Here is a 1155-nt window from a genome sequence, read left to right on the forward strand (position 1 = left end):
AACAAAATCTGATAACAGCTTTGATATCAATTTGTCAGTAGAGTTGCTTCCAGAAAATGCGGAGAGCGCTACCGTCATCTCTGAAACCAACTTTAAATACATGTATTGGTCGATGGCGCAGCAATTGACGCATCACACCATTACTGGCTGTAAAGTTGAGGTCGGCGATATGATGGGCTCAGGTACTATTTCAGGACCAACGCCAGATTCGTACGGCTCAATGCTTGAGATTGCTTGGAACGCGACCAAACCTGTTGAGCTCGAAGGCGGGAGCACACGTACCTTTATCGAAGATGGCGATACGGTCATTATGAAAGGCTATAGTGAAAAGGATGGTATTCGAGTCGGCTTTGGTGAAGTACGCGGAAAGGTGCTACCAGCTTTAAACTTTGATTTTGACGTATAAAATTTACACAGTATAAGCGCAAAACAGTCAATAGCTGTTATTAATATGAATATTATCAATAGTTTCATCGTTAATATAAACAGCTACTTGGCTTAGGTTGTATGCCAAAAACACTAGTGAAAGCATTCCTCTTAGGTTTTGCGCCTTATCAAAAGGATATTGATATGAGTTTTAAAATAGAAAAAATTCACCACGTAGCCTATCGCTGCAAAGATGCTAAAGAAACCGTAGAGTGGTACAAAAAACACTTAAACATGGACTTCATTTTAGCGTTCGCTGAAGACCATGTGCCTTCTACCAAAGCCTTTGATCCCTACATGCATATCTTTTTAGATGCTGGTAACGGCAATGTATTGGCATTTTTTGAAGTGCCCAATCAGCCTGAGATGGGGTTTGACCCTAATACCCCAAGTTGGGTGCAGCACTTAGCACTTAAAGTTAAAGACCGTGACGAGCTTATGGCTGCCAAAGAGCAGTTAGAGTCTGCTGGCATCGATATTGTTGGTGTGACCGATCACGGTATTTTTCACTCTATTTATTTCTTTGATCCCAATGGCCATCGCTTAGAGCTGACCTATGATGACTCTGCCTCAGAAGCAAAAATCTCGATGATTACTGAAGAGATGAAGCAAGAAATGCTTGATGAATGGTCACGTACTAAACGTGCACCAGCTCATACGCAGTTTTTGCATGCCGAAGAGTTAAAAGAAGCTAAAGAGCAAGTACCTGTAGGGGAGTAGGTATCGCTT

Annotated in this window: 2 protein-coding genes; both read left to right on the plus strand. The window is 41.9% G+C overall.

Annotation, left to right across the window (positions count from 1 at the left end; all coding sequences use genetic code 11):
* Positions 1 to 406: fumarylacetoacetate hydrolase family protein (locus tag ACS8FD_RS15885; RefSeq protein WP_439276560.1), on the plus strand; the 406-nt coding region annotated here is incomplete at its 5' end.
* Positions 407 to 570: 164 nt separating this feature from the next.
* Positions 571 to 1146, plus strand: a complete 576-nt coding sequence (locus tag ACS8FD_RS15890; protein ID WP_439260920.1) for a VOC family protein — start codon at positions 571 to 573, stop codon at positions 1144 to 1146.
* The last annotated feature ends 9 nt before the right edge of the window (positions 1147 to 1155 follow it).

The organism is Psychrobacter sp. 1U2 (assembly GCF_051847575.1).